Below are 25067 nucleotides of genomic sequence, written 5' to 3'. Positions count from 1 at the left end.
TCACAGCATTCCGAGCACGCGCGCGCGGGCGACGGCCGTCTTGCGTTCGCCCGCGTCGAGCTTCTGGAACAGGTTCTTCAGGTGCCACTTCACGGTCTCGTCGCTGAGGTTCAGCGAGATCGCGATCTCCTTGTTGCTGAGATGGGCAGCGAGGCCGTGCAGGACGTCGTATTCGCGCGCGGTCAGCAGGCCGGGACGCGCGGCCTGGCCAGTGGCGGCGCGCGGCGTTGGCGCCACGGGGATGCGCTCCCCCGGAGCGGCGGCGTTCGCGCTGAACTCCGCGTGCATGCGCTGAAGTCCCCACGCACGCGCTGTCGCTGCCGCCTCGCGCAATTCGGACTGGCCCTTGGCTTGACCCTGCCGCAGCAGGGCGCGTCCGTACAAGCCCTGCGCCGTCAATCGCTCGCGACCGCACTCCAGCCGTATCGCGAGCTTCTGCGCCTTGCGCGCGCTCTCGGCGGCCAGTTGCAGATCGGCGGCCACCTCGCTGCGCACCCGGCTCGCCGCCGCCGCGAGGTCCGCCTGAAGGCGCAACATGTCGAGCAGGGAGTCCGGCAGCTTGCCGTCATGCTGCGCCACCAGCACGCTCAGCTGATCGGCGACGTCCTCGGCCGCGCGGTCACGGCCATTGCGCGCGTTGAAGCGCGCCAGCGCGCCGAGCCCGACGGCCTCGATGCGCGGCAGCCTGCGCATCCGGCCGAGCGCGACCAGGCCTGAGATGTGCTCCTCCGCCAGATCGAGCCGCCCCTCGATCTCCGCCAGCCGCGCCGAAGCGAGATAGCCGGCGATGACGGCGTCGGGGACGGCGATCTTCTCGATCTCCGGCAGGCGCCGTAGGATGACACTGCGGGCCTCGTCGAGGTGGTCGGTCTCGACGGCGGCTTCGGCGAAGACGGCGGCGATCGTCGAGACGATGCGGTGGCGCGGATCGAACCTGCCTTCCAGCCTTCGCAGCGCGCCGCGCAGAAGCTCGTAGGCAAGCTCTGCCTTGCCTTCCCAGAGCAGCGATAGTCCCTGATAGTACTCGACGAAGGCTGCCACGAGGACGGAGGCCTTCGCCCGGTCGACGTCGACCAGCGCGCTCGCCAGACGCTTGCGGGCCTGCCCCGGACGTCCGCGCAGGAGGTCGGCGGTGCACAGGCACAGTGCATGAATCAGGATTTCGCTCGCGCCGGCGCCGCGCTCGGGCTCCGGCCATTGCGCGGCGAAATGCTCGAGCTTGCGCAGGTCGTCGCCATAGCCGGCGGTGGAGGCTTCGATCAGCAGTGCCTCGAAGCGCTCCTGCGCATCGAGGCCCGGCTGGGCGAGCACGCGCTGCAGCAGCGGCTCGACCTGCAGGAAGCGCAAGCTGTTCATGGCCGCCCAGGCGGCGGGCAGCCAGACCGCGGGACGCCGCTCGATGCCGTCGGCGGCCATCCGGTCGACCCAGTCGAGGACCTCGGCCGTGCGGCCCTGCACCGTCATCTCGCGCATCGCCCGTTCGGCCATGTCGAGCGCCGTCTCGCTGTCGCCGGCGAGCCGCGCCTGATTGGCGGCTTCCTCGTAGAGCCCGCGCCCGGCGTACCACTGCGCCGCCGTCTGCGCGACGGCGCGGCGGCGCGCTTTTGGCCACGCCGCCTGCATCGCGCCCAGAACATCGCGCGCCGCCGCATTGAGCCGAAGCCATTCGTCGCCTTCGATGCGGGTCAGCAACGGCGTGAGGTCGGCGAGCTGCAGGACCTCCGCGACGGGCGCCTCGGGGCCGGCGAGGGCGCGGCACAGGTCGGGATGCACGGGATCGAGCAAAGCGAGGCTCGTGAGCAGGTCGATCACGGCTTCGGGCTGCTGCTTGACGATCCGGTCCGTGAAGAACTGGCCGAGCGCGAGCGAGACCGTCTCCTCCGGCGTCTCGGCCAGGCCTCGCCCGAGCTGCGCCGTCAGTGCCAGATGAACACCAAGCGGCCATCCATCGGTCAGGCCCTGGATACGGGCGCCGAGCTTGGCCGCCTCCGCCGCTGGCAGCGCGCGCGCGACGATCTCGACCGTCTCCTCCTCCGTGAGCCGCAGCGCCTGCGTGCCGATGCGGGCGATGGACGAGCCGGCGAAAGCGGGCTGCCGCGCGATCTCGGCGCCGGGTCGGGTCGAAAGCGCTGTGCGCAGGTTCGCCGGCGCGTTCGCCAGAACATAGGCGAGCGCGCCCTCGCGCAACGCGGGTGGCGCCAGATCGGCGTCATCGAGCAGCAGCAGCGCCTCGCGCCCGCTGCGTTCGATTTCGGCGAGCCACGCCGTCAGGGCTTCGTAGGGGGCGGCAACGTTGCGCGCCCATTGCAGAAACGCCTCGCCGATCACACGCGGATCCTGCCGCGAGGATGCGTGCAACAGGCCCTGAACGAATCTCGATCCGTCGTCCTCGGCGTCGAGGCCGAACCAGATGGCGGCCCGACGCGCGGCGAGAGCTTCGGCGCGCCAATGGGTCAACAGGCTGGTCTTGCCAAACCCTAGCGGCGCGCTGACCTCCAGAATCTGGGTTGCCCCGTACAGGCAGCGGTCGAGTGAAAGCCGCGGGCGCGACATCGCGGCTTCGGCCAGCGTCGGCGGCGCCGTCTTGAGCACGATGGCCTTGCGCCAGGTCACGAGTCTCCTCCCAAACCGTGATCGGGCGTCCTGCCAGTCGGACCGTTCCCCGCACGGGCGCTTTTGCGTCGTCTTATGCGTCTCTTCATAGCGCCAAGGCGCGTTTCAAATCTAGGGCAAGACGGCGCCCGGCCGACCTGCGGCCCCCCCGTCGCTGGGGGGCGCAGCCGCGCCTGTCGTCGCGTATCTCACGCGCAACAACCAATGTCGCGCCCAAGACGCAGACGTTTCCCGGAGGAGATCGCCATCTCGCTCGCATCATTGCTCGACAGGGGCGCAAGCCTCGGCAGGGACAGGATCGCCTATGTCATCGACGACAGGCAGATCACGTTCAGAGAGGCGCAGGATCTGTCGCTCCGCGTTGCCCGCGCGCTTGCGGCGCAGGGTCTCGACGGCGCGGCCAAATGCGCAGTGCTTTCGGACAACGATCCGGTCGCCTGGCTTTGCGTCGTCGGGGTGTGGCGCGCCGGCCTGGTCTGGACGCCGCTGAACCCGCGTGCGCCCGTCGCCGAGCACATCCAGCTCGTCGAGGGCTTCGACGTCGACGTGCTGTTCTTCAAATCCGCCTTCGCCCCGGCGGTCGCGGCGATCCGCGCGGCCTGTCCCGGCCTGCGCCACCTGATCTGCATCGACGGCGACGACGAGGGCGCGGCTTCGCTCGCGCGCTTGCTGGAGAGCCATCCGGCCACGCCGATGGCGTTCCAGCCCGACCCCGCCGCGCTCGCCGCCATCATGCCGACCGGCGGCACGACGGGGCGGCCCAAGGGCGTGATGCTGAGCCATCGCAATCTCATCGTCTCGGCGATGAACGGCATCGTCAACACGCCCTATGCGCCCGGCGAGGAGATCGTCAATCTGGCGGCCGCGCCGATGACTCATACCGCCGGCTTCCTGACGCTGCCCGCGACCGCGCGGGGCGGCAAGATCGTGGTGATGACCAAGCCGGATCCGGCGGTGCTGCTCGACCTGGTCACGTCGCAAGGCGTCACCGAGTTCTTCTTGCCGCCGACCGTGATCTATCGCCTGCTGGAGGCGCCAGAGATCGAGCGGCGCGACTTCTCGCGGCTGAAGTATCTGATGTATGGCGCGGCGCCGATGTCGGTCGAAAAGCTACGCCGGGCGCTGCGCGTGTTCGGTCCCGTCATGCTGCAGGGCTACGGCCAGACCGAAGCGCCCGGGGCCATCGCCTTCCTGCGCCCGGGCGATCATTACCGCGACGGCGAGATCGCCGAGGATGCGCGGCTCGCCTCCTGCGGTCTGCCGTCCGTCTTCAATTCGACCGCCATCCTCGACGAGACCGGCCGGCCGTTGCCGACCGGCGAGACCGGCGAGATCGCGGTGCGCGGCGACATCGTGATGATGGGCTACTACAAACAACCCGATAAGACTGCAGAGGCCGTCATCGACGGCTGGCTGCGCACCGGCGACCTCGGCCATATCGACGCCGAGGGCTATTTACACATCACCGATCGCAAGAAGGACATGATCATCAGCGGCGGTTTCAACGTCTATCCGAGCGAAGTCGAACAGGTCATCTGGCGTCACCCGGCCGTGCTCGACTGCGCCGTGATCGGCGTCGCCGATCCCGACTGGGGCGAGGCGGTCACCGCGGTGGTCGAGCTCCGCGCCGGTGCCGCGGCGACGGAGGATGAGCTCATCGCATTGTGCAAGGCCGCGCTCGGCTCAGTCAAGGCGCCCAAGCGCGTGCGCTTTGTCGAAAGCCTGCCCCGCAGCGCCGTCGGCAAGGTGCTGAAGAAGGACCTGCGCGATCACTTCCGCCAGCCCAGACAAACAACCAATTGAGGGAGGACGTCCAATGAACGCCATCGCGGCGAATACGGTCAATCGCCAGTGGATCTTGAACCGCCGTCCCGTCGGCGCGGTGAGCCGAGCCGATTTCGACCTTGTCGAGGGCGGCGTCCCGGCCCTGATCGAAGGCGACGTACTCGTGCGTTCGCTCTATTTCGGCTTCGACGCCAGCCAGCGCATCTGGCTGACGGACGACGGCGGCTACATGAAGCCGATCATGCCCGGCGAACCCATGCGTTGCATGGGCATCGGGCAGGTCGTGGAGTCGCGCAATCCGGACTATCGCATCGGCGATGTCGTCGAAGGCTTCATGAGCTGGCAGGATTATGCCGTGGTCCGCGCCGACGGGCCGATGCCGCTGCGCCATCTGCCCAAGGCCGATTATCCGCTGTCGTGGAACCTCGGTGTCTTCGGCGTCGGCGGCCTCACCGCCTATTTCGGCGTGACCGATGGGCTGAAGATCGGCAAGGGTGATACGGTCGTCGTCTCGGCCGCGACCGGGGCGACCGGGTCGATCGCCTGCCAGATCGCGAAGCTGCTCGGCGCGAGGGTGATCGGAGTCGCCGGGGGGCCTGAGAAATGCCGCTGGGCGATCGAGAACGCCGGCTGCGATGCCTGCATCGACTACAAGAACGACGACATCCCCGCGCGGCTCGCGGAGCTCGCGCCGAGCGGCGTAGACGCCTATTTCGACAATGCCGGCGGCGACTTGCTCGACACGATGTTCCTGCACATGGCGGCGCGTGGGCGCATCCTGATCTGCGGCGCGATGAGCCAGGGCTACACCGATGTCAAGGTGCAGGGACCCCAGAACTACATGCGGATCTGCACGCATCAGCTCACGGTGAAGGGCATCCTGCTGTTCTTCTACGCCGAGCAGATCCCGCAGGCAGCCGCCGAGATTGGACGCTGGGTGATGGAGGGCAGGCTGCGCGTGACGGAAAACCGTCAGCACGGCTTCGAGAAGGCGCCCGATCTGCTGCCAACGATGTTCTCCGGCAAAGATCCCGGCAAGTTGGTGCTGCATGTCGCCGACCCGGTCTGATCGGCATCCGGCGGAACGTAACAAGGGTCGTCTCGAGGAGGAAACAGGCCGATGAGCTCATTGAAGGACAAGGTCGTGCTGGTCACGGGCGCCTCGACCGGCATCGGCGCTGCGATCGCGCGCCGCGCCGGTGCCGCCGGTGCCAAGGTCGCGGTGGTCGGGCTCGACGAGCCGGGCGCGCTCGCTGTTGCGGCGGAGATCGAGGGCGCGCGCGCCTATGGGGCCGACGTCTCCGACCTCGCTCAGATTCAGTGCGTGTGTGCCGAGATCGTGCGCGACTTCGGCCGGCTCGACGGCGCCGTGAACAATGCCGGAATCGGCGGCGAGTTCGGCCCTGTCGGCGCCTGCACGGCGGAGAACTGGAGCGCGGTTCTCGCGGTCAACTTGACCGGGGTCTTCTACAGCGTGAAGGCCGAACTCGAGCAGATGCTGCCGACCGGCGGCGGTTCGATCGTCAATATCGCCTCCGTCGCGGGCGTTCTCGCCGAGGCCAATCTGCCGGCCTATGTCACGTCCAAGCACGGCGTGATCGGGCTGACGAAGTCGGTCGCCGTCGACTATGGCCGCGCCGGGGTGCGTTGCAACGCCGTCTGTCCGGCCTATGTGCGCACCCCGCTCACCGAGCCGCTGTTCTCGCAACCGGGCTTCGTCGAGATGGTGAACGCGCGCCAGCCGATGGGACGCACCGTAACCGCGGAAGAGGTCGCCGATGTCGCGGTGTTTCTGCTCAGCGACGCCGCCAACGCGATGACTGCCGGCGTGCATCTGACCGACGGCGGCATCGCCGTCACCTGAATCCGACGTCATCCGCGGCGGGCAGGCGGCTTCGATGCAGGCCGTGGATCCCGGCGCTGATGGCGAGCACTTGACGCAGGCCGTGCGGCCGGCTCGATTGCGCGCCGAGGTGGGCGCCAACCGCACCTGCGTTGATCGTTTCACTCCAGGAGAGACCCAGCCGAATGTCGAGCTACGTCGCGCCGCTGAAGGACTACCGCTTTCTGCTCGATCACGTTTTCGTCGCCTCGCGGCTCTGCGAGACGGAGCGTTTCGCGGAGGCGACGCCCGATCTTCTCTGGGCGGTGATCGAGGAGGGCGCGCGGTTTGCCGAACAGGTTCTTGCGCCGCTCAACCGTTCCGGCGACGAACAGGGCTGCGCCTACTCCGAGGGCCGCGTCACCACGCCGGCGGGCTTTCCTCAGGCCTACGAGCGCTTCCGCCACGGCGGATGGGCGGGGCTGACCGCCGCCGTCGAGCATGGCGGACAGGGCTTGCCGCATACGCTCTATGCGCTCGTCGACGAGATGATGACGTCGGCCAATCCAGGCTTTGCAATGTATCGTGGCCTGATCGACGGCGCCTATCGCACGCTTGCGCGATACGCTGCGCCGGAGCTGCAGGACATCTATCTGCCGGCGATCGTGGCCGGCGAGACGCTGCCGACGATGAACCTGACCGAGCCGCATTGCGGCAGTGATCTCGGCCTGCTGCGCACGCGCGCGGAGCCGGACGGCGAGGGCGCCTATCGCATCACCGGCGTGAAGATATTCATCACCGGCGGCGAGCATGATCTCACCGAGGACATCCTGCATCTCGTGCTTGCGCGGCTGCCCGACGCGCCGGCCGGCAGTCGCGGCATCAGCCTCTTCCTGGTTCCGAACGTCCTCGTCGACGACCGTGCTGGCACGCGCGTGCGCAATGCCGTCAGTTGCGGCGGCGTCGAGCACAAGATGGGCCTCAAGGCTTCCGCCACCTGCGTGATGAACTACGACGGCGCCAGGGGCTGGCTGGTGGGCGAGCCGCATGGCGGGCTCGCGGCCATGTTCACGATGATGAACGCCGCGCGGCTTGGTGTCGCGCTCCAGGGCGTTTGCGCGGCGGAGGCGGTGGGCCAGATCGCTGAGGCTTACGCTGCCAGCCGGCGCCAGGGCGTCGCGCCCGGTGCGACCGACCCGGCCCCGCACGCCATCGCGCGCCATCCCGACGTTCGCCGCATGCTGTTGACGCAGAAGGCGCTGGCGCAGGGCGGCCGGGCGCTGGTGCTGCGCATCGCATTGGCGCTCGACTTCAGTGAAGCGGCGTCCGAGGCCGCCGAGCGCGAGGCGAGTGCGGATCTCGTTCAGTTGCTGACGCCCGTCGCCAAATCGTTCCTGACCGATGCCGGCACGGAGGCCGCCAATCTCGCGGTTCAAGTGCTGGGCGGCCACGGTTACATTCGTGAATGGGGCGTCGAGCAATGGGTGCGCGATATCCGGATCGCCGCGATCTACGAAGGCACCAACGGCATCCAGGCGCTCGACCTCGTCGGCCGCAAGCTCGCGCTCAAGGACGGACGGCCGGCGCAGCGCTATTTCGACGCGCTCGCCGAGCGCTTCGAGCGGGTGTCGGGCGTGTTGCCCTCGGCGTCGCGTGCCTGTGAAGCGCTGCAGACGCTACGCGATCTCACCGCCGCCGTCAGCCGCGCCGCGCCGGTGCCGCGCAGCGATGCGGCAAGCGACTATCTGTCCCTGTTCGGTCTCGTGGCGCTTGCGGGAGAGTGGGCGGAGATGGCGCGCGTCGCCGCCGCGACCGCGGAGGCCGATCCTGAGTTCTGCGCCGACAAGATCGCGACCGCCGATTTCTACATGCGCCGCATCTTGCCGCGCCATCTCGGGTTGGCGGAAGCCGTCCGCGCCGCGCTCGCCGCCTGAAGTGCTCCGGTGTCCTTCAAGACGATCAAGGGCGCCCGCGGGCGCCCTCTTCGTGCGATCCCACCGAAACAGCTTCGGCCTTATTTGACCAGCAAGCCCAGCGCCGCGCAGATCAGCGCGAAACCCGCCATCAGCCCTATCGCGAGCGGCAAGCCGCCAACGGCGCCCGCGATCCCCAGCACGATCAGCGGACTGCCGAAATTGCCGATGAAATAGGCGGTGTTGAAGCGTCCGGTGCCGCGGCCGCGCAGTTCGAACGGCAGATGCGTCATGATCTGGGTCGTGATCGTCGGCATCAGGAAGCCCATGCTGAGGCCGGTGAAGACGCAGCCGAGGAGCGTCACGCCGTAAAGCTCTGTGCCGACCACGAGCGCGAGACCGAGCGCGGCGAGAAAAAATCCACCGATGAGGTTGAGCTTGAACGAGGCGTCCGCCCGGAAGCGGTAGAGCAGCGAGCCGACCAGAATGGCGAGGGAGAAGCTCATCGCGCTCATGCTGATCGTCAGCGGAGACGTGATTCCGCGTGCCGTGAGCAGGAACGGCAACTGGATCGGGACCACCAGGATCAGCACGGCCAGCGCGAAACCGAAGCCGTAGAGGCCGAGCACGTCCTTCCACGGGAATCTGCCTGCGGGCGGCTCGTGCGCATGTTTCACTGGCTCGTGCAGCAGCAGCATGGCCGCCGGGGCGCCCAGGATGAAGAGGCCGTAAGCATAGAACGGCGCATTCCAGGCGATCTCGCCAAGCGCACCGCCGAGCGGAATGAAGAAGAGACCCGACAGCGAGACGAAGACGGTCTGCATGATCAACCATTTCTGGCGCGCCTTGCCGACGAAGTAGTCGCCGATCAGCGTCGTCGAACTCGTCATCGCCGCCGCCTCCAGCGCGCCCAGCACGATGCGCTGGACGATCAGCGCATTGAGCGTCATCTCAACCAGCGCCGGCGCCATTCCGATGCAGCCATAGGCGAGCACGCTGAAGACGAGCACCTTCTTGCGGCCGAAGCGATCGAGCACGGAGCCGACGAAGCTCGAGCAGAGCGCGACCATCAACGACGGCACCGAGAGTGCAAACAGGGCCTTCGGCTCAGCGCCGGGATCGGTCGCGGCATAGTGGGCGACGATGATCGGCATGGCCGGGGCAAGCAGCACGGCGGCTGCGACGGTCACCAGCGAGTAGAGCCCCAGCAGAACGCCCTGCGTCGTTCCGGGCGCAGGGCTCGCTCGATCGAGCGGCTCAACCATCGACGTCATGTATTCCTCCCTTTTTTTGTCAGCTTCGAGGCTGCGGGCTCGACGGTCTTCGCCGTCGAGCTTTCAAGGAGAGGAGTATGAGCACCGCGGCCGGACGCCGCGCCCCCCGCGAAAGGGGGGGCTGCGGGTCAGGTGGCGTGCTGCATGCGCCGCGACAGCTCAAAGTCGGGATGAACTGGTTTCGCCGCCCGCTCGCGGCAGAAATCTGCCGCAAGGCAGAAACTAGTCGGGAGACTTTTTAACAAGAAGAAGCATGACGGGCTGCCGCCGATCGAGACGCGTCGGCTGATGCAGCTGGAGGAGGAAACGGTAGGCTGAAAAGGGAGGCTGAAGACTGCCCTGAGGCCGGACTGCGGTCGACCAAGAGATCTGTGCCTCTTTTGCCGTGGCTGCGCGAATGGTTCGGAACGCATCTGCTGGAGACACGCTAGCGTGAACGCGCGAGGGTAAGGTCGCGGCCTCAACCGCATGCCCCGCCTTACTCCTCGCGACAATATTGGTTTGAGACTGACGAGACGAGATCGGTGAGATGCTATCGTTCACTCAGATGTGTCAGGTGGAGAGAGGGCCCGCAAGCGAACACCGACATCGAACTTCGCGTACCGGGTAGAAATCCGGGTGCTGAACGGGAAAATCAAGAAAACAACTTAGATATTTCAATAGTTTAAGTTATCAGATGTGAAGGACACACTCTCTCTGCCATCCCAGCGTTCGCATCTGTTCGCTGCCGTCCGCCAAGCCCCTGAAAAATCGCCGCAATTTTCGCCTTTGATGCTCGCAAACGTCCGCGCTGTGCCGCGTGCTTGGCGTTGCGCCGGCCGGCGCTGTGAGCCGCGAGATACTGCGTGGTGCACTCCTTGAAGGTCAGCGCGGCGGCTGCCTCCAGCGCAGCCTGGGCGCGCTGCGCTCGGCGCGCCTCGATCGGATCGATCCCTTCGTAGACCTGCCGTCGATACTCGGCTGCCTTCGCCCAACCCAAAGATCGAGAAGGAACCAAAGCCCATTTCGCGGGTGCGGCCGCGAGGGGTGAAGCGAAAGATCCAGGAGTTGGCAGGGGTGCTTTGGCCGTCGCCTGTGACCTGCAGATAGAGGCCGGCGCCATCGGCTTACATGCCGGGCTTCTTGACCTTTATCACCTTCAGGTGCCGTCAGGCGGCCCACCAGATGCGCCATCTCTGCCTCGCAACCTTACCCACGATGCTACCCAAATCCTGCACGCGTTTACCCACGTTTTGAGGCGAACCAAATGGAGCTCGACGCTGAAAACCTATGCCGAGCCGGTGATTGGTTCGCTCTCGGTTTACAGCATCGACACCGCGCTGGTGATGAAAACCATCGAGCCCTTGTGGTCGAAGAAGCCGGAAACGGCTTCGCGGCTGCGTGGCCGGATTGGAGCGATGCTCGATTGGACGACGGTGCGCGGCTTTCGCCAAGGTGAGAATCCAGCTCGGCGGCGCGGCCATCTCGACAAGCTGCTGCCAGCGCGTGCCAAGGTGCGCAAGGTCAAGCAAGGTGCGCAAGGTCAAGCACCACGCCGCCTTGCCCTATGATGAGCTACCCGTATTCATGACAACCTTGCGTGCCCAAGAGGGCGTCGCGGCACGCGCGCTCACGTTCCTGATCCTTACGGCCGCGCGCACCGGTGAGGTGATCGGTGCGCGCCCGGAAGAAATCAAGGACAAGGTCTGGATGGTGCCGGCCGGACACATGAAGGCCTCCAAGGAGCACCGCGTCCCGTTGTCGGCAGCTGCGCTCACTATAACCGAGACGCTGCGCAAAGAGCAGGGTGGGGCGCACCTGTTTTCCGGTGGCAAGCACGACAAGCCGCTCAGCAATATGGCCATGCTGGCGCTGCTGGACCGCATGGGACGATCGGATCTGACGGCTCACGGTTTCCGGTCGACCTTCCGGGACTTGGCCGCCGAGTGCACGAATTATCCAAATGAAGTGGTCGAGATGGCGCTCGCCCACACGATCAATAGCAAGGTCGAGGCCGCTTACCGACGAGGTGACCTTTTTGAGAAGCGGAAATCGTTGATGTTCGATTGGGCAACATTCTGCGCGTCAAACGGAGGCGCGGATCGAAAGATAATCTCGATGCGCGCATGATAGTCCATTCGCTTGCTTAGGTGTGCAACTTTCGCACTCGGCGGCGCCCCGATAGGCTAGGGTAGATCTTTAATCTTAGCAGTCCAATACGCCGGGCGACATCGGCCGGCACCTCTGCATGCGGCGGGCTGAAGCTCGCCATCGAGGAGCTTGAACAAACTCCAGATGTGAGGAGCCTACAGCCGCCGAGATCGCAGTCATTGGGCTTAGTTTAGGTCGTGCTTAGGCATCGATCGTCGCTGAGGCGCGCAAATAACGAGCGACGGATTGTCTTCGATCGACCAGCCGTCACGATGTTGGAGTCCGCAGACCACTAGAGAAGCGCACCGAGCGCGTCACTAGAAAATGGCAACCGCACGCCGGCAGCTTTGCAAATCGCTTCAATCAGGAGCCGAACTGCTCGGGCATCCCATTCCATTTGCTCGATGGGCACATCCCAATGCTCTGACATCACGTAGGCTGCTTGGCGGGCTTTTATGCCCAGACCGACGATCGTTCGCGCCGGCGTAGCCATAATTGCTCGCTCGATAGGGGCATCGGCGGGGAGGCCGCCCGCGCGCTGAATGGTCGGCGCCACCGACGCCCGTTGGGACGAACTACCTTAAGCGCGGTGTCGCCCCGCTGTGCATCGGAGGAGGCGAGACTACCGCTCTCGCTATCGAGCGAATTGTACACTGATCAAATACAATGGCCGGCAAGTGGCACATGACGACCTCGCCGGCGGTTGGATTACTTCAAGAGCGGTCCCTTGTACGGATCTTGGGGTTAGGTATCGAATTTGGTCAATCGCCAACGCACCAGGTCGTCTGCCCCTGGACCGGCTTGCGGCCGTATGTCCCTCGATCGAACCCGCTCGCTGGACTTCTCATCGACGACGGCAAGCTTCACCGATCGGCCGCTATTCTTGTCGACGAACCTGAGGGGCGGCCCTGCATCTCCGGCGCTCGTCCACTTGTCTCCGACCTGCGCCAATGCGTGAAGGACGAGGGTGATGTCTCTTCCCTTCCGGGTCAGCACGTACTCGAAACGATCGGGCCGGGTCTGATACTGGCGTCGCTCGATTAGCCCACTTTCCTCTAAGTGCTTGAGGCGGCTCGAAAGCGTCGCGTGCGTGACGTCCGTCGATCTGCGCAGGTCGTCATATCTTTTCAACCCGAGCGACAAATCACGGAGGATGAGCATGCCCCAGCGGTCACCGACGGCGTCGAGCACCCTGGCCATCGAACATGCCATCCCCTCGAAACCCTTGGATTTCACAGCGACTTTCCTCCGTTCCGCGTTATCGGTAGGCCCCCTTCGGATTGGGACTACCACGTGCCCGTTCCGAAACCTACAAAAAGCGCTTGAAAACATAAACTCTAATTATTAGAGTGACTGCCAGAGAACAGGCAGATAGCCTGCACGCCGCGAAGGAGGAGAGATGTCCAGGTCCGACGGGCGTCACACAGTGACGTTGACAGTCAACAGCACCCGAAGAACCGTCGACGTTGAGGCGAGGAAGCTGCTGGTCCACCTGATTAGGGAGGATCTCGCCCTGACAGGTACGCATGTCGGCTGCGACACTTCCCAATGCGGAGCCTGCACCGTCGAACTGGACGGGCAAGCCGTAAAGTCCTGCACCATCCTGGCAGTGATGGCCGATGGAGGGTGCATCACCACGATCGAGGGCCTATCAACGCCTGCCGCCCCCCTCGATCCGATACAAGCCGCCTTCCACGAACATCATGCCTTGCAATGCGGGTTCTGCACACCCGGCATGGTGATGAGCGCACGGCAACTTCTTCGCGATCACGCGAAGCCGAACGAAGCCGAGATCCGACATGGACTTGGCGGCAACATCTGCCGTTGCACCGGCTACCACAATATCGTCCGCGCGATTGAGTCTGTTGCATCGAGGGGGCCGAACCCATGAATGACATGACCGTCACTCGCTACGTGGGTCAGTCGCTCAAGCGGCGCGAAGACTTCAAGCTTCTCACCGGCAAGGGCCGCTACGTCGATGACGTGCGGTTGCCGGGCATGCTGCACATGGCGGTCCTGCGGTCTCCGCACGCGCACGCAGACATCAAGCATGTTGATCTCGGAGCGGCCAAATCTGCGCCAGGCGTCCGCCTCGCCCTTTCCGGCGATGAGCTCGTCGGCAAGCTCGGTCCGATCGTCCCGAACTGGATCATGCCCGGGACCAAGGTGCCGTTCCGGCCGGTGGTTGCTATCGATCGGGTACGCTTTGTTGGCGAATGTGTAGCATTGGTGGTTGCTGAAACGCTGGCCCAGGCCTATGACGCGCTAGGCCTGATCGATGTCGAGTACGATGTGTTGCCGGCCGTCATCGACGAGGAGGCCGCTGTCCAGGAGGGCGCGCCGCTACTCCATGACAACGTGTCCAACAACGTCACCACGATCTACAAGGTACGTGGCGGCGACTACAAGAAGGCTGCCCTCGAGGCCGATCATGTCATCACGCTGCGCGTGGCCAACAATCGCCTGATTCCAACATGCATGGAGACGCGCTCGATCGTTTCCGCTCCCGAGCCGGATGGTACGCTCACGGTGTATATCGGCAGCCAGGTCCCGCACATGCATCGACGCTGGATTGCCGAAACTATCGGTTTCCCCGAAAATCAGTTGCGGATCGTCGCGCCTGACATTGGAGGCGGCTTCGGCGCCAAGATGCACCTGTATCCGGAGGATCTGCTCTGTCCGCATCTCGCTCGCGAGCTCGGCGAGCCCGTCAAATGGTGGGAAAGCCGCTCCGAGAGCCACCAATCGACGAGTCACGGTCGCGCGCATACTGAAAAGCTGGAAATCGCATTCAATAACGATGGCACCGTGCTGGGCTTGAAGGTCGAGACCCTTGGCAATGTCGGAGCATATCTGTCTAACATGGCAAGCGGTGGCCCCACCGTGAACACGGTCAATTTCGGGACCGGTACCTACAAGATCGACAATTACGAAGCGATCTCGCGCGTCGTCGTCACCAACACCGTACCGGTGGATGCCTACCGGGGCTACGGTCGCCCCGAAGGCGCCTACATCGCGGAGCGCGCGATAGACGCAGTGGCACGGCATCTGCACCTCGACCAGGTCGAAGTAAGGCGCAAGAACTTCATCCAGCAAGCTGAGTTCCCCTACCGGCCCTACGGTAGCCAGGCCGTGATGTACGACAGCGGGAACTATCAGGGGCTGCTTGAAAAGGCGCTTGCCATTTTCGATTATGACGGACGACGCAAGGAACAGGATGTATTGCGCGCTAAGGGCGTCTATCGAGGTATTGGTGTGGCGGCCTACACGCACATGTGCGGCATGGCGCCTTCGCGGAGATTGTTGCATGTGGGATTCGATCGTGGCGGGTGGGAGAGTGCACGGGTCAGTATCGATTCCAGCGGCCGAGCCACGATTTATTCAGGGTCAATGAGCCAGGGACACGGTCATGTCACCTCGTTGGCTCAGATTGCCGCGGACGTGCTGCAGATTCCGATCGAGAACATCGACGTCGTGCAGGGCGATACCCGCCAGGTGCAGGCAGGCCACGGCACCTTCAATTCGCGCTCCATGGCTGTAGGCGGCTCGAGCGTCCACGTGTCCTCCCTGCGTATCGTGGACAAGGCGAAAAGGATTGCAGCGGGCTTGCTTGAGGTGGACGAAAAGGACGTTTCCTATTCGAGCGGCGTGTTCAGTGTGCCAGGTACCGACATCAAGCCGGTAACCTTTGCAGCGGTCGCCCGTATGGCGTATGTCGGTTCTAAGCTCCCGGACAATGTTGCTCCTGGCTTGGACGAGACGGTGTTTTACGATCCGACCGGTATGGGGTCGCCATCTGGCGTCCACCTTGCCTATGTGGAAGTCGATCCAGAGAGCGGCATTATCGACATTCTCGACTACGTCGCGGTCGATGACGTCGGCACTTTGGTCAATCCTCTGCTCGCCGCCGGACAGATCCATGGCGGCGTCGTCCAAGGAATCGGCCAGGCGATCTATGAGGACGTGAGCTACGATCCCGACAATGGACAGCTTTTGACCGGCTCACTGCTCGACTATGCGGTTCCCCGTGCCGAACACGTGCCGAATATCCGGTCTGTGTTCCAGGTAACACCCTCTCCGACCAATCCGATCGGCGTCAAGGGTATCGGCGAGAGCGGCTCGATCGCAGCGCCGCCCTGTATGGTCCACGCAGTTCTCGACGCCTTGTCGCCCTTCGGCATCAAGCACCTGGACATGCCGCTGACGCCTCCTCGCGTCTGGGCGGCGGTCAGGGAAGCACGCAACGGAGCAGCCCAATGATCCCCGCAGCCTTCGATTATGTTCGTGCATCCTCGCTGAACGAAGCGATCAGTTTGCTGCATGATGATCCAGAGGGAACGAAGCTGATCGCCGGTGGTCATACCCTACTGCCCGCCCTCAAGTTACGCTTGGCTTCGCCCAGCCGCCTGGTCGATATCGGCGGCATCCGCGAGCTTAGGGGAGTCGAGATAAGCGGAAGAAGCATCAAGATCGGAGCGTTGACGACTCATGCCGAACTGTTTGCTTCGGAACCGCTGAATAAGGAATTGCCGATCTTTCGCGAAGCCGCGCGCATGATCGCCGATCCCCAAGTCCGCAACCGGGGCACGATCGGCGGCTCGCTCGCGAATGCCGACCCAGCGGCTGACTGGCCGGCTATCGTCATCGCGTTGCAGGCCGAGATCGAAATTGCCGGGTCGAACCGCACGCGTCGGGTGCCGGCGAACGATTTCTTCGTCGACATTTTCTCGACGGTGCTTGAGCAGGGCGAGGTTCTCGCGGCTATCCATGTCCCGAGGCCAGAGCCTGACATGCGGTTCACCTACCGGAAGATCCGCCATCCGGCGAGCGGCTTTGCAGTCGTGGGGGTGGCAGCCGGCGTGCGCTTGCAAGGCGGAGTCGTCGTCGCGGCGTCCGTGGGCATTACAGGTGCCGCGAGCCATGCATTCTCTAGTCAAGCCGTCGTCGACTTCCTGACCGGCAAACCGCTTTCGCAGGAGAGTGTCGAAGAGGCCGCCAAGTTGGCAGCCGAGACGACCGAGTGCCTGTCGGACCGCTACGCATCGGCGGGATACCGCGCGAACCTGATCCGGACAGAGATGAGGCGAACGCTACTTGCGCTTGCGTCCTGAAGCGGGCGCCTTCGTACCAAGGTCAGGACCGGGAACGACGTCTGGGAACCGCCTGCGGTTGAAATGTACAGCTCCCGATCCAGCCGCCACCTCGACGTCTTCGAGAGTCAGCGGCTTGCCGTCCTTCGTCCGCAGTTGCGGGTATTCGATCGGACGGCCGCCGGCACGTTCCCGGAAAACGACCTGAGGCCCCGCTGGCTCCGCGAGCCAGTCGTCTCCCCACCTCTTCAACGCGAGATATGCCGGAAAGAAATCTCGTCCCTTCTCAGTCAGAATATACTCAAATCGTCTGGGATGCTCCGGCAAGGACCTGCGCGTCATGACGCCGGCGTCGACGAGTTTTTTCAGCCTATTGCTCAGGATATTGGGGGCGATCCCAATATAGTATTCAAACTCATCGAAGCGCTTCACGCCGTAGAAGGCTTCGCGCAGAATGAGGATCGACCATCGATCACCGACCACCTCCATGGCTCTTGCCATGGAACATTCCTTGTTGGCGAGACGTCCTTGCTGCGAACCCGACATGGTTCTCCCGTATGGCGAAGAGGTTTCAATACCATATCGCCAGTATGCGTGCAGGTCCAGAATGAGGCCTGACGACGGGTGCGCCGCTTCGCTGCGGGCGATAGCCCTCTATGGGACCGCAGTCGCCTCGATCACGGGGCCGAAGGGCTGCCAGCGCTCGCCCACCAGCCGTCGGAGCTGGATCGACTCTACGGGAGCGAAGTCATCGGGGGACGTTTTGATCTTGATGCCCGGCATCAGCATGTCGACCTCGAGATCCTTGAGATTGGCCGCCTGACGCATGATGTTCTCGCGCGTGAGGTTGTCGCCAGCCTGTTTCAAGACGTGGGCCAGGACCTGCGCCATCACATATCCTTGGGTGTTGCCCGTGGAGGTGACATCGGCGCCCGGGTAGTACTTCTCGAGAAACGCAAGGTAGCTTTTGACGCCAGGGTCGTCGGCCATGGCGGGATCGCTCGCATCCTTGAGGAACCCGCCAGAGATGATCCCTTGGGAATTTTCGAAGCCCGCCGGTTTGATGACGCTTCCGATGGAGGCCGCCGGGATATTCAGAATATGCACGGGCTTCCAACCGAGTTCGGCCGCCTTCCGGATCGCCTGGGCCGCGAACTTCGGCCCCGTGAAGTTCATGAAGATATCGGCCCCGCTCGCTTTCAACTGGACGACTTGCGAATCTATCGTCGGCATCGATACTTCGTAGCTTGCCTCCGCGACAATCATCGATGCCCGAGCACCCAGACCCTGCTTGAGCCCATTGAGGATGTCCTTTCCATAGTCGTCGTGCTGGTACAGGACCGCGATCTTACCGTTCGGATGATTGGCTGCGAGATACTGGCCGTATGCCCTGCCTTCGCTCAGAAACGATGGCTGAAACCCCATAGTCCACGGAAAGTTCTTTGGATCGTTCCATTTCGAGCCGCCGCCCCCGATGAATAGCTGAGGGATTCTTTTCGCATTCAGGTATTTGTGAATCGCCGTATTGGTAGGAACTCCAAACGGACTAAATATGAGAAGCACTTCGTCGTTTTCGACGAGACGTCGGACCTGCTCCACCGTCTTGGGAGGGCTATAGCCATCGTCATAGCTGATGAATTTGATCTTACGACCATTGATGCCGCCTTCGGCGTTGATCTTTTCGAAGTAGGCCGCCTCCGATTTTCCGAGCAGACCCCACGCAGACCCTTGCCCGCTATATGGCATCGTGTTGCCGATCTTGATCTCGGCGTCGGTCGCCCCCACATCGTATTTCGCGTCGCCGGCGACTGCGTTACAGCAGCCAAACAATGCGATCATCGCGGCACAGGCGCGCGATATTCCCGTTGATTTTATGTGCATCTTGGTTTTCCTCCCACACGCCTTCCCGCCCGGAGCAGGGCGCGCTGCATCGCCCTGCTCCGTGTTGAAGTGTCGTCGTTAGTTCTTTGTTAGATCAACCGTTCTGAACCGGCTTGTCTTATGACTTGTCTTGCGGTTTGTCCGGCGCTCGGGCTGCGGCAGAAGGTTCCAGCGCGCGACGGTGCGTGACGAGCACGCCGGACTCACTCAGGCGCTTCAGTTCCGAATCCGAGACGCCGAGTTCGCTGAACACCGCCACGTTATGTTCACCCTGAAACGCCGGCGCGCCGATCGGCGTCAATTCCTCGCCGGAGAAGTGCCAGGGTCTCCCAGGCAATAGATACTCACCCCCGCTGCGATCGGGAACACGCTGGACGGCGCCCCAATAGTCGCTCCATTCAGAGGCGGTCAGCTCCTTGATCGAGCGGATCTCTCCCATGGCAATTTTCGCTTCGTCAAGTTGCGCATCGAGAGTTGCCATGTCGGGGAAGGTTAAAATCCACGACTGGATGATCTGGTGGATTGCGCCAAAATTCAAACGGCGCGCCGCAGCACTGCTGAAGCGCGGGTCGTCAATCAAGTCGGAGCGGCGCATGGCGCGCATCCATGACGGAAACGTCCGGCTCCCGATGATGCTGGTTGCGACCGTGAAATGCTCGCCTTGCGGACCAGTGAAGAACGCACAGTCAGTTGCGCCCAAAACGGCGGGCTCGGCTCCGATATCGTCGTCCGAAAGATCGACATGCGCACGCTCGTTGACTGCCAGCAGCGTTGCCGCCATGGCCACGTCAACGTACTGCCCCTGACCGGACTTCTCACGACTGTTGAGTGCGGCGAGGATGGCGATAACCGCCTGCAAACCAGCATAGACGTCAGCATGCGACAGGCCGTCCGTACGCGGCTCGGTCAAGGCATCGCCGTAGTGACGGATGCTGTTTTCCGTGAACCCGGCCTCGGCCTGCACCGTCGGCGCATAAGCCATTCGGCTCCGCCAGGGACCACCCTGTCCGTAACCCGTGATGGACGCGTAGATCAGCCGCGGATTGCGCTTCGAGAGCGTCTCATAATCGAGGCCGAAGAAGCCGAGCGTTCCCGCACGGAAATTCTCGACGATAACGTCCGCGGTGTCGCAGAGCTTCAATGCAAGCTCATATGCACCCGGAAGGTTGAGGTTGATGCTCACATTGCGTTTCCCGGCATTTTGCTGGGCGTAGTAGCCCGACATGCCGTCGGTCGATGGAAACGCATAGCGCGACACATCTGGGCTCGGCGGTTCGACCTTGATGACCTCGGCCCCGAGGTCCTGCAATGTGCGTGCACATAGCGGGCCGGCCAGCACGCGAGAAAAGTCGACCACCCGAATTCCGCTGAGAGGTCCGGCCATGTTAGCGCCCCATGAATTTCGCGAGACCCGGACCGTTCTTGCGGAATGAAGCAAGGCCGGTCTTCAGATCTTCCGATGTCCAGATGGGAGCCTGTACTCTTGCCATAGCCTCGTCCGCAGCGTCGACTCCTTCATTCACGGCAATGTGCACGAGTTCCTTCGTCGCCGCATGTGCCAATGTCGGCCCTTGCGCGAATTCCTGGGCGACCGACATCGTGGCCGCGGTCAAGGACTCCTCGGGGACCGTCAGATTGATCAACCCCCATTTTTCGAGTGTCGGCGCATCATAGCGCCTGGCGAGCATCGACATCTCCTTAGCCCGCTGTGCCCCGATCCGTTGCACCTGACGTTGAATTCCTCCGAGCAGCGGGTGAAGGCCAAGCGTCGCCTCGACCGAACCGATCTTGGACGAAGAAGCGGCGATGATGTAATCGCAAGACAACGCCAACTCGAGGCCACCACCAAGACAGACGCCATGAACGCTGGCGATCAGCGGAATCGGCAGCAGTTCCATGAACCGCAGGAACTCGACGCCGGTCAGTCGCCGGCTTTCGCTGGCCTGGTTCGAACTGCCCGCTTCGATTCGCTTGTCGAAGATATCGAGGTCGGCGCCGGCGGAAAAATGCCGCAGTCCGCTCTGGATGACGATGGCGCGGCTCCCTGCCTTCTGCGCCGCCTCGATCTGCTCCACGAGCGCGTTGATGAGTTTCGGCCCAATGAGATTGTAAGGCCTGTATGTCATCGTCAGGACCGACACTTGGCCGGTTTCTTCACGGGCCACTAATTCATTATCAGACAAAGCTACCTCCCTGTTTTTGCTATGTGCTCGCGCATTGCTTCTCATTGTCGAGCTCGCAATGCGATCATGACCGTACGCAAGAAGATGCACTCAGGTCGCCTGGCGTTGGACCCGATTCTTCAAGACGCCGATCTTCTCGACTTCCAGCTCAACGCTGTCGCCGTCTTCCAAATACCAGCCGAGTTCGAGGCCGCAGCCATTCCCGACCGTACCTGAACCGATGAACTCACCGGGCATCAAGGTCTCGTCGCGCGTGATATAGGCGATAATTTCCTCGAACGAGAACAGCATGCCCTCGCTGGTCCCCTGCGAGCGCACTTCGCCGTTAACGCGGGCCTCCATCCTGAGCTTGTAGGGATCGCCGATTTCATCCGGGGTCACGATCCAGGGGCCAAGCACGTTGCCACCATCGAAGCTCTTCCCCTTTGCGGGACCGAGGCGTCCTTCCATCTCGACGCGTTGCGCGTCGCGGGCAGAAAAATCATTGAAAATGGTGTAGCCGAAGATGTGGTCCCGCGCTTTCGCGGCAGAAATGTTCGCACCCCTGTTCTTCGTGATGATTCCGAACTCGAGCTCGTAGTCCATCACCTGGCTGTAACGCGGCCACCTGATCGTCGTGTTGGTGCCGCTCACGCTGAAACGGTTTGTTATGTAGTAGATGGGCTGCTTGCGATAGACCTCGGGCAATTCGGGCAACGGCGCAGCCAATAGGCGCGCGAGTTCCGCCATGTCGCCGGACTTGCGTGCTTTTAGTTTGAGATGCCCGATCGGGCTTTGCACGATATGTACCGGAAAGGACATGCCGTCCCGCATCTGACGCGGCTCCGGTAGCGGAGCCAGGATCTCCGATTCATCCACTGCAAGCGACAGATCTTCGTCCTTTCCGTATCGCTCGAATAGCGTTGATGCATCGTCCAGCGCCGCTTCGCCACGGTCTACGAGCGCAAGCATTGAGCTGTATGAAAACTCTTGCTTACCTGCCCTAGTCGAGGCGGAATCGAGATCGAACAGCCGCTTATCATTACTGTGGACCAACCCAACTCTCGCGCAGCCGCCTGACCGATACGTCGCAAGCTTCACTTGCTTCCTCCCGCGCTGCGGAATGCTCCTTGCAGTTCACGGACAGAATACGTCATGACTTGCAATCTGCAAGTTATAATTCTGCTGCCGCAGAAAAATCCATCGCTCGTCCGCGCATACGCGAGGTTGTCTCCCCGCTTGTCGAGGTCGCAACTGCCGAACTTCGCGAGAAGATGGAGGTCACCGCGCCATTTCGTACGTCGGGAATCGATTCCGCCAGAGCTGCAAACTGTAACGCCATGAGCAGATCCCGAGAATCCCATTGCGCCTTCCGCGCGCGTAGCATCCCAGCTCAGAGGACGACATGCTCGGCGCTCGTGATCTAGGTCTTCGCCATGGCTTCTCGTGGACCCCGGTCCCGGAATTTCAGTTTGTCGTAGGCGAAGCCGGATTTCGCGATTGGTGAAGGTTCAGCTCTAATCACCAGTTATCGACCCAGGGACGGAGAACCACTTCGAGCGCCCACGTCGACCGATGCAATTGAAGATAAGTTTCGGCGATACGGTCGGGATCGGCCATATTGTCGTCGACTAGCGGAGCAGCCGGCGGCGAGCCTCAAGGGCGCGGCATGACAGCGGGCATGGCAGATCAATCGACGTGAGCGCACGCGTCTCCCGCAATTGATTGACGGTCGCGTCTTCAAGGCGTGCGTTGTGGTCCGTACCGGCGACTACCGCGCGATCATCTACGGCGCGCTGCTTTGGATAGCCGACAAGCTCGGAAGCGATGAGCGCGAGAAGGCATTGGCGCTCTGGGTCACGGAGGAGAAAGAGGCGTTCGAGGACTGCCGAGGTGTTGGCATCGAGGCACATGCCTAGGCTACGAAGCGCTCAGGCACTTCGGCGACCTTCGCCCATGGACTTTCTATGAATTCCAAGTTTGAGGCTGGGAATAAGTTGCGCGCAAGTCCACGTCGTCAACGAATGTGGCTGTGATCGGCGCGCGGGGCGCATCGAAGCTCGGGCCACTCCAGCCATTCCCAAGACCTGCCAAAATGTTCGTTGTTGACGATGCACAAGGCGATGGGATCATGGCCAGCATTCCAGGATTGTCGGCCCAAACCTCGCTCAGACCGGGTTCAAAACCGGGGCATCGGGCTGCGCAGGCGGGGCGGCTCTGGTCGGGCGGCGTCCAGATAAGGCCCAAACGCTGGAAGCTTCTGCGCTCCGCAGCAGTTGAGCGAGGTCGAATGTGGATGCGTGACGCGCGGCGGCAAGTTGATCGACGCCGCCGATGTCAGCATGGCACAACGACTGATCATGCTTGCCTGTTGGAGCAAACCGCCGTCGCCCGTGATGGCATGCTTGAGCGAACTCCGGGGGCGGTAGGATTTCAACAGCGGGACGCCTTGGGCTCGCGGCTTTGACTTGGCACGCAGGGCTGTTCGCGCACCCGCTGGCCCCCTGCAGTTATGAGCAGGCTTCATCATATTCGCGCCTGAGCCTCGTGACGAGCTCCGACACGGTCGGGATGTCGTCGATGAGTCCGACGCCCTGGCCGGCTGACCAGACGTCGCGCCAGGCCTTGGCGACGGCGAGCCGGTCCGGATTGTCGCGCGCGAACGCGGCGAGGGCATCGACTGGGAAGCCGTTGTCGGCGATCGAGCGCTTCAGGAAGCTGGCCGGAACGCCGCGCGTGAACACGGGCGTATAGAGGAGCTCGTCGCTGCGGCTGTCGATCAGCATCTGCTTGTAGCGTGCCGGCGCCATCGATTCCTGCGTCGCGATGAAGCGGGTGCCGAGATAGCAGAGATCGGCGCCGAGCGCCTGCGCGGCGCGAATCGCGCGGCCGTCGGAGATGGCGCCGCCGAGCACGATCTTGCCTGGGAAGAATTTACGCACCTGCGGCAGGAAGGCGAAGGGGTTGAGCGTGCCGGCATGGCCGCCGCCGCCGCCGCAGATCAGGATCAACCCGTCGACGCCGGCGGCCGCCGCCTTCTCGGCATGGCGGAGCGTGGTCACGTCGTGGAAGATCTGGCCGCCCCAGGCGTGGACCTCCGGCACCAACTCGGTGGGATCGCCCTTGACGGTGATGACCAGCGGGATCCGCCGCTTGCGGCAGACCTCGAGGTCGCGCACATGTCGCGGCGTGTCGCCGCGATCCCGCGCCGGCGCGCCGATATTGGCGGCGACGGGACCCGTCGGCCGACCGGTGCGCGCCGCGTAGGACTTCAGCCGCTGCGCGATCTGCTCGAACCAGTCGTCGAACTCCTCCGGCGATCGCGTCGATGACGAGGCGGCGACGCCGACGATGCGGGCTTCGGCCGCGGCGGCCACCAGCTCCGGGCCGGTGACGAGGAACATCGGCGCTGCGATCACCGGCACAGCCAGATCTGAGAACAGTGGGGGCGGGGCAGCGAGAAAAGATGTCATGGGCGTGGTCCGGCGTCAGTCTGGCTTCGCATTCCGCTGATCCGATGGGGAGCGCTTGGAGTCCCAGTCGAACAAGGGCGGCTCCTTGTTGACGAAGCGATTCACCGCCGCGGCATGATACGCGTCGGTGCGCGCTGTCGCCTGGGCGTAGGCTTCCAGCTCAAGGATCGTGCGGGCGTCCAGGTGGAAAGACTGGTTGAGAATGTTCTTCGTCAAGCCGATCGCGCGCGTCGGCGCGAGGCAGAGGCGGCGGGCCAGATTCCGGGCTGCGTCCATCAGCAGGTCCGGCTCGTGAATGGAATGGACAATGCCGAGGTCGCGGGCTTCCTCCGCGCCGATCCTGCGGCCCGTGAACATGATCTCCTTGGCCTTCTGCAGCCCGACGAGGCGCGGCAGCAGAAACAGGCCGTTCCAATCGGGGACCAGGCCGATCCGAACGAAGCTCTGGACGAAGAAGGCGCGTGAGCTCGCCAGGATGAAATCGCCGACCAGAGCCAGGTTGAAGCCGGCCCCGGCCGCGGCGCCATCGACGGCGACCACCACGGGGACTTCGAGGTTGAGCAGGTCCATCATGCGATTGTGCGATTCGCGCAAGCCCTCGCGGGCGGCGAACGCCGTTCTGGTGCCGCCGCGCGTCTGCATCGACTTGACGTCGCCGCCGGCGCAGAAGGCGCCGCCAGCGCCGGTCAGAATGACCGCCTTGACGTCATCGCCGGCGCGGGCTCGCAGACTTTTCAAGGCCTCATCCAGATCCTCCCGCATCTCGTCGGAGAGTGCGTTGCGCGCCTCGGGCCTGTTGAGCGTCAACGTTGCGATCTCGTCCGCGATGTCCAGCTTGATGTGAGTGAACTGCATGTCCGGGGGACCTCAGGCGAAAATGTTCATGATGACGAGGAAGGCCTCACGCGCCGTGCGCTGTGGGTG

Annotated in this window: 20 protein-coding genes; 10 read left to right on the top strand and 10 right to left on the bottom strand. The window is 63.5% G+C overall.

The annotated features are described in order from the left end of the window. Positions 1-2613, bottom strand: a complete 2613-nt coding sequence (locus ACVIJ6_RS08890; RefSeq protein ID WP_456772406.1) for a LuxR C-terminal-related transcriptional regulator — start codon at positions 2611-2613, stop codon at positions 1-3. A gap of 204 nt (positions 2614-2817) precedes the next feature. Here ACVIJ6_RS08890 and ACVIJ6_RS08885 point away from each other — a divergent pair, with 204 nt between their 5' ends. The 4 genes from ACVIJ6_RS08885 to ACVIJ6_RS08870 all read left to right on the top strand — a co-directional run bounded on the left by ACVIJ6_RS08885 (position 2818) and on the right by ACVIJ6_RS08870 (position 8154). Continuing rightward, complete coding sequence (locus ACVIJ6_RS08885; RefSeq protein WP_456772405.1) at positions 2818-4416, top strand: AMP-binding protein; 1599 nt, start codon at positions 2818-2820, stop codon at positions 4414-4416. Positions 4417-4429: 13 nt separating this feature from the next. Next, complete coding sequence (locus ACVIJ6_RS08880) at positions 4430-5467, top strand: NADP-dependent oxidoreductase (protein ID WP_456772404.1); 1038 nt, start codon at positions 4430-4432, stop codon at positions 5465-5467. Between the two features lie 51 nt (positions 5468-5518). Next, the gene (locus ACVIJ6_RS08875; RefSeq protein ID WP_456772403.1) at positions 5519-6262 is read left to right on the top strand and encodes an SDR family NAD(P)-dependent oxidoreductase; all 744 of its coding nucleotides are present in this window, start codon (positions 5519-5521) and stop codon (positions 6260-6262) included. A 164-nt stretch (positions 6263-6426) separates the two neighbouring features. Continuing rightward, entirely contained in the window at positions 6427-8154 is a 1728-nt protein-coding gene (locus tag ACVIJ6_RS08870; RefSeq protein ID WP_456772402.1) for an acyl-CoA dehydrogenase family protein, read from the top strand. A gap of 80 nt (positions 8155-8234) precedes the next feature. Here ACVIJ6_RS08870 and ACVIJ6_RS08865 read toward each other — a convergent pair whose 3' ends face one another. Further along, positions 8235-9407 carry an MFS transporter gene (locus tag ACVIJ6_RS08865; protein ID WP_456772401.1) on the bottom strand — a complete coding sequence of 391 codons (1173 nt, stop codon included), beginning with the start codon at positions 9405-9407 and terminating at the stop codon, positions 8235-8237. 1061 nt (positions 9408-10468) lie between these two features. On the opposite strand from ACVIJ6_RS08865, the gene ACVIJ6_RS08860 reads away from it, so the two are divergent. Both ACVIJ6_RS08860 and ACVIJ6_RS08855 read left to right on the top strand, forming a co-directional pair. Continuing rightward, complete coding sequence (locus ACVIJ6_RS08860) at positions 10469-10957, top strand: phage integrase central domain-containing protein (RefSeq protein WP_456772400.1); 489 nt, start codon at positions 10469-10471, stop codon at positions 10955-10957. Beyond that, on the top strand, positions 10920-11516 hold the full coding sequence (locus ACVIJ6_RS08855) for a tyrosine-type recombinase/integrase (RefSeq protein WP_456772399.1): 597 nt from the start codon (positions 10920-10922) through the stop codon (positions 11514-11516). The genes ACVIJ6_RS08860 and ACVIJ6_RS08855 overlap by 38 nt, the downstream gene beginning before the upstream one ends. A 765-nt stretch (positions 11517-12281) precedes the next feature. Here ACVIJ6_RS08855 and ACVIJ6_RS08850 read toward each other — a convergent pair. After that, entirely contained in the window at positions 12282-12773 is a 492-nt protein-coding gene (locus ACVIJ6_RS08850; protein WP_456772398.1) for a winged helix-turn-helix transcriptional regulator, read from the bottom strand. A gap of 163 nt (positions 12774-12936) precedes the next feature. Between ACVIJ6_RS08850 and ACVIJ6_RS08845 the strand changes: the two genes are divergently transcribed. From ACVIJ6_RS08845 to ACVIJ6_RS08835, 3 genes are read left to right on the top strand one after another with little or no spacing between them, the layout of a single operon-like run. Beyond that, the gene (locus ACVIJ6_RS08845; protein ID WP_456772397.1) at positions 12937-13428 is read left to right on the top strand and encodes a (2Fe-2S)-binding protein; all 492 of its coding nucleotides are present in this window, start codon (positions 12937-12939) and stop codon (positions 13426-13428) included. Beyond that, positions 13425-15797: a xanthine dehydrogenase family protein molybdopterin-binding subunit gene (locus ACVIJ6_RS08840; RefSeq protein ID WP_456772396.1), complete on the top strand. Its 2373-nt coding sequence runs from the start codon at positions 13425-13427 to the stop codon at positions 15795-15797. The genes ACVIJ6_RS08845 and ACVIJ6_RS08840 overlap by 4 nt, the downstream gene beginning before the upstream one ends. Then, on the top strand, positions 15794-16648 hold the full coding sequence (locus ACVIJ6_RS08835; protein WP_456772395.1) for an FAD binding domain-containing protein: 855 nt from the start codon (positions 15794-15796) through the stop codon (positions 16646-16648). The genes ACVIJ6_RS08840 and ACVIJ6_RS08835 overlap by 4 nt, the downstream gene beginning before the upstream one ends. Here ACVIJ6_RS08835 and ACVIJ6_RS08830 read toward each other — a convergent pair. The 5 genes from ACVIJ6_RS08830 to ACVIJ6_RS08810 all read right to left on the bottom strand — a co-directional run bounded on the left by ACVIJ6_RS08830 (position 16628) and on the right by ACVIJ6_RS08810 (position 21771). After that, positions 16628-17128: a winged helix-turn-helix transcriptional regulator gene (locus ACVIJ6_RS08830; RefSeq protein WP_456772394.1), complete on the bottom strand. Its 501-nt coding sequence runs from the start codon at positions 17126-17128 to the stop codon at positions 16628-16630. The genes ACVIJ6_RS08835 and ACVIJ6_RS08830 overlap by 21 nt on opposite strands. Before the next feature lie 153 nt (positions 17129-17281). Further along, complete coding sequence (locus tag ACVIJ6_RS08825; protein ID WP_456772393.1) at positions 17282-18508, bottom strand: ABC transporter substrate-binding protein; 1227 nt, start codon at positions 18506-18508, stop codon at positions 17282-17284. A gap of 118 nt (positions 18509-18626) precedes the next feature. After that, entirely contained in the window at positions 18627-19892 is a 1266-nt protein-coding gene (locus ACVIJ6_RS08820) for a CaiB/BaiF CoA transferase family protein (protein WP_456772392.1), read from the bottom strand. A 1-nt stretch (position 19893) separates the two neighbouring features. After that, positions 19894-20691 (bottom strand): enoyl-CoA hydratase/isomerase family protein, encoded by a 798-nt coding sequence (locus ACVIJ6_RS08815; RefSeq protein ID WP_456772391.1) that lies wholly within the window; start codon positions 20689-20691, stop codon positions 19894-19896. A gap of 90 nt (positions 20692-20781) precedes the next feature. Beyond that, the gene (locus ACVIJ6_RS08810) at positions 20782-21771 is read right to left on the bottom strand and encodes a fumarylacetoacetate hydrolase family protein (RefSeq protein WP_456772390.1); all 990 of its coding nucleotides are present in this window, start codon (positions 21769-21771) and stop codon (positions 20782-20784) included. Positions 21772-22358: 587 nt separating this feature from the next. Here ACVIJ6_RS08810 and ACVIJ6_RS08805 point away from each other — a divergent pair. Beyond that, on the top strand, positions 22359-22589 hold the full coding sequence (locus ACVIJ6_RS08805; protein WP_456776937.1) for a conjugal transfer protein TraD: 231 nt from the start codon (positions 22359-22361) through the stop codon (positions 22587-22589). 591 nt (positions 22590-23180) lie between these two features. Here the strand turns inward: ACVIJ6_RS08805 and ACVIJ6_RS08800 are convergent. Further along, the gene (locus ACVIJ6_RS08800; RefSeq protein ID WP_456772389.1) at positions 23181-24143 is read right to left on the bottom strand and encodes an NAD(P)H-dependent flavin oxidoreductase; all 963 of its coding nucleotides are present in this window, start codon (positions 24141-24143) and stop codon (positions 23181-23183) included. A 15-nt stretch (positions 24144-24158) separates the two neighbouring features. Then, entirely contained in the window at positions 24159-24998 is an 840-nt protein-coding gene (locus tag ACVIJ6_RS08795) for an enoyl-CoA hydratase/isomerase family protein (RefSeq protein WP_456772388.1), read from the bottom strand. Positions 24999-25067 lie beyond the last annotated feature (69 nt).

It is taken from the genome of Bradyrhizobium sp. USDA 4369, assembly GCF_054056435.1.
This window is presented reverse-complemented; position numbering and strand designations above follow the sequence as displayed.

Coding starts and splice junctions, on each gene's coding strand:
- ACVIJ6_RS08885 (WP_456772405.1), top strand. CDS start 2,818: ATGTCGCGCCCAAGACGCAGACGTTTCCCGGAGGAGATCGCCATCTCG.
- ACVIJ6_RS08880 (WP_456772404.1), top strand. CDS start 4,430: ATGAACGCCATCGCGGCGAATACGGTCAATCGCCAGTGGATCTTGAAC.
- ACVIJ6_RS08875 (WP_456772403.1), top strand. CDS start 5,519: ATGAGCTCATTGAAGGACAAGGTCGTGCTGGTCACGGGCGCCTCGACC.
- ACVIJ6_RS08870 (WP_456772402.1), top strand. CDS start 6,427: ATGTCGAGCTACGTCGCGCCGCTGAAGGACTACCGCTTTCTGCTCGAT.
- ACVIJ6_RS08865 (WP_456772401.1), bottom strand. CDS start 9,407: ATGACGTCGATGGTTGAGCCGCTCGATCGAGCGAGCCCTGCGCCCGGA.
- ACVIJ6_RS08845 (WP_456772397.1), top strand. CDS start 12,937: ATGTCCAGGTCCGACGGGCGTCACACAGTGACGTTGACAGTCAACAGC.
- ACVIJ6_RS08840 (WP_456772396.1), top strand. CDS start 13,425: ATGAATGACATGACCGTCACTCGCTACGTGGGTCAGTCGCTCAAGCGG.
- ACVIJ6_RS08835 (WP_456772395.1), top strand. CDS start 15,794: ATGATCCCCGCAGCCTTCGATTATGTTCGTGCATCCTCGCTGAACGAA.
- ACVIJ6_RS08830 (WP_456772394.1), bottom strand. CDS start 17,128: ATGGCAAGAGCCATGGAGGTGGTCGGTGATCGATGGTCGATCCTCATT.
- ACVIJ6_RS08825 (WP_456772393.1), bottom strand. CDS start 18,508: ATGCACATAAAATCAACGGGAATATCGCGCGCCTGTGCCGCGATGATC.
- ACVIJ6_RS08820 (WP_456772392.1), bottom strand. CDS start 19,892: ATGGCCGGACCTCTCAGCGGAATTCGGGTGGTCGACTTTTCTCGCGTG.
- ACVIJ6_RS08800 (WP_456772389.1), bottom strand. CDS start 24,143: ATGACATCTTTTCTCGCTGCCCCGCCCCCACTGTTCTCAGATCTGGCT.
- ACVIJ6_RS08795 (WP_456772388.1), bottom strand. CDS start 24,998: ATGCAGTTCACTCACATCAAGCTGGACATCGCGGACGAGATCGCAACG.